Here is a 2443-nt window from a genome sequence, read left to right as displayed (position 1 = left end):
AACTGTCGCGCTGGGCCGACAGCCAGCTCATCTGCAAGATCGGGCCGGGTATCTACACTGCCGGGCCGCTCTCCCCAACGCTCTTGCCAGCAGCCCAAAAACCTTAACTACCTGGCCTTGGGAGTTGACCCGGTTTGGTGGACACCTGATCTCTGGGGAACCCTGGTGCCCGGAAGAAGGAGTCTGCTGTGCCGAACAACTATCCGCGGAGTTTCGCCGGCAGATGGTGGAGCTGGTGCGCGCGGGACGGACGCCTGAGGAACTGGCCAAGGAGTTCCAGCCGTCCGCGCAGTCGATCCGTACCTGGGTGCGCCAGGCCGACCTGGATGACGGCCGCCGTCAGGACGGCCTGACCAGCGCCGACAAGGATGAGCTGGCCCGGCTGCGACGCGAGAACAAGATCCTCCGCGAGTGGGTTGAGTGCTCATCAAGCTTGAACGTCGGCTCCAGTCGGGCGTAGAAGGCGATCGAGGCCTGGGATTCACGATGCGTTGCTTGAAATCGGATCGGTGAGCTTGTCCAGGACGTCGCGCAGTTCGCGCCTGGCCTCATGGGGCCGCAGCGGTGGCCAGCGGTCATGCGTCGCGGACGCCTTCAGCTCCAAGACGATCGGCTGAGCCCTGGATACGACACCGGCGCCCAAGAACCTTCCGAACGATCTCCCGGTATTGAGGGTCTCATCGGGACGGCCGAGGCGTCGCGGGCTGGGTGCATCAGTCACTCGAGCAGCTGATCGGAGTATCCCCAGGCGTGGTCGAGGGCGCAGCCGGCCGCCCCGGTGGCCTGCTCGAGCCTCCGGCGGCCAGCCCTCAATCCTGATGGGTGTCCAGGCCGACAATGAACACCGACTTCACCGCCCGCCCAGCTCTTCGCCGCCCGGTAGGCGGCGTGTCTAGGGCCACCGCGAGTGAAACGGCGCAGCACCTGCCCGGTCTCGGCAGCTTCAGCGTCGCGGCGTACGTGACCATGATCGTACTGCTGGCCGCGGCACGCCCTCGATCATGGCCGAGACCTCCGACGCCGAGCAGGGACTCCGCCTCGAAGAACAGGCACACCGACTTGCGCTCGATGTGCCAGTAGGTCATCACACGATAGCCGGTGCCCATCAAGCCTCGTCGCGTATCCGCAGGGTCGCTTTACCAGCGTTGCGGTCGCCTTGCGCAGGTTGTCGCGATTGACGAACAAATAGCGGTGGCACGCATTCTGGCCCTGTTCCAGGCTCTGTGGTGGCTCTCGCCGATGTGCGGCCCGGCGCCGGGCGCGCGACCAGGCCTTCCGGCTGCGCCGCCAGGCTGCCGGGATCGATCGACCGGCCGGGGTCCGATGTCCTGGGCTACCCGCCGACTCTGGCTAGCAGTTCGTCGGTGAGGCGGGACAGCCGTACGGCGTCCGTGGCGGAGAACAGCTTGGTGTGCACATTGAGCTCGGTGCACAGGTTGAACGCGGTCAAGGCCGGCGCCGGTGGATCGTCGAGCAGTCGCAGGAGCGGCGGGACCACGTCGGTTGCGGGTTTGGCCATCATCCGCTGCTGCCGGAGGTAGGCCGCGGTCTGCGGGTCGAACTCTCCCGCGTAACTGGTCGCGGTGGTGCCGGGGTGGAAGAGCACGTACCGTACGGGACCTCTGCCGTGCCGCTCGGCGAAGGTCACTCCGAGCAGATCGTTCAGGCGTCCGGTCATGAACATCGCGTGCACCAGGTCGTACTGGCGGGCGCTCTGTAGATCGTCCCAGGCGACCGGCGTGTCATGGCCGGGGCCGGCGACGTTCACGATCACCGGCCGCTCCGTCTTCTCCAGCGGACCCAGCAGCCCGTAGCTGAACAGCAGGCGGCTGAGGTAGAACAGGGCGAAGTTGTCCTCCAATCCCTCGGCGGTCACCGACCGGTGGGACCGCATGAACCGTGCGCACAGCACCACACCGTCGATGGCCGGAAACTCCTCGGCGAGCTTGTCGATGATGTGGCGGGTGTTCGAGACCAGGCTGAGGTCTGCCTTGACGAACACCGCGGCTCCCGGCGCTGAGGCGGCCTCGGCCACGAGTCGTTCACCCTTGGCCGCATTGGTCCCGATCACCACGGCCCTGTCGCCCCGTGAGAACAACGTGCGGGCCAGCGCCGCACCGATGCCATCAGTGCCACCGGTGATCACATAAGTCTTCATCACATCGGCATCCTTGCCATTGCATCTGCTGCTTCACTCCGGCTGAACACGGCCCGGGCCGCACCGGTCGCCCGCAGCGACAGCCAGCGTACCGTGAAGACCATTGAATCATACTCATGGGTCTATTTATCTAGCATGCAAGAGTGCTCTGAGAGGGTATTTGATTTGAGTAGATTGCGGCTTATGTTCTAGTAGGTGCCTCGCCAGGTTGGGGTGGTCTCGTCCGTTATGCGCTTGGTGAGGTTGTTGATCGACGCGATTTGGATCATGGCTTGGGAGCTGGCG

3 protein-coding genes and 1 pseudogene are annotated in these 2443 nt (G+C 65.1%); 1 reads left to right on the top strand and 3 read right to left on the bottom strand.

Annotated features, from left to right (window positions below):
* The first annotated feature begins 124 nt into the window (after positions 1-124).
* The gene (locus LDL49_RS56275; RefSeq protein WP_225303160.1) at positions 125-460 is read left to right on the top strand and encodes a transposase; all 336 of its coding nucleotides are present in this window, start codon (positions 125-127) and stop codon (positions 458-460) included.
* Between the two features lie 349 nt (positions 461-809).
* Here the strand turns inward: LDL49_RS56275 and LDL49_RS56270 are convergent, their stop codons facing one another.
* The 3 genes and pseudogenes from LDL49_RS56270 to LDL49_RS56260 form a co-directional block, all read right to left on the bottom strand.
* Positions 810-1106 carry a hypothetical protein gene (locus LDL49_RS56270; protein ID WP_225303159.1) on the bottom strand — a complete coding sequence of 99 codons (297 nt, stop codon included), beginning with the start codon at positions 1104-1106 and terminating at the stop codon, positions 810-812.
* Positions 1107-1333: 227 nt separating this feature from the next.
* Positions 1334-2158 (bottom strand): SDR family NAD(P)-dependent oxidoreductase, encoded by an 825-nt coding sequence (locus tag LDL49_RS56265; RefSeq protein ID WP_225303158.1) that lies wholly within the window; start codon positions 2156-2158, stop codon positions 1334-1336.
* A gap of 188 nt (positions 2159-2346) precedes the next feature.
* Positions 2347-2443, bottom strand: a pseudogene (locus LDL49_RS56260) (IS5/IS1182 family transposase); the annotation flags it as partial.

The sequence above is a fragment of the Nonomuraea aurantiaca genome (assembly GCF_020215705.1).
GTDB classification, from domain to species: domain Bacteria; phylum Actinomycetota; class Actinomycetes; order Streptosporangiales; family Streptosporangiaceae; genus Nonomuraea; species Nonomuraea aurantiaca.
Note: the sequence above shows the minus strand (reverse complement) of the source record. Positions and strands in the feature narration are given on the sequence as shown.

Excerpts from the sequence above, each read along its gene's own strand:
- LDL49_RS56270 (WP_225303159.1), bottom strand. The coding sequence starts at position 1,106 with ATGGGCACCGGCTATCGTGTGATGACCTACTGGCACATCGAGCGCAAG.
- LDL49_RS56265 (WP_225303158.1), bottom strand. The coding sequence starts at position 2,158 with ATGAAGACTTATGTGATCACCGGTGGCACTGATGGCATCGGTGCGGCG.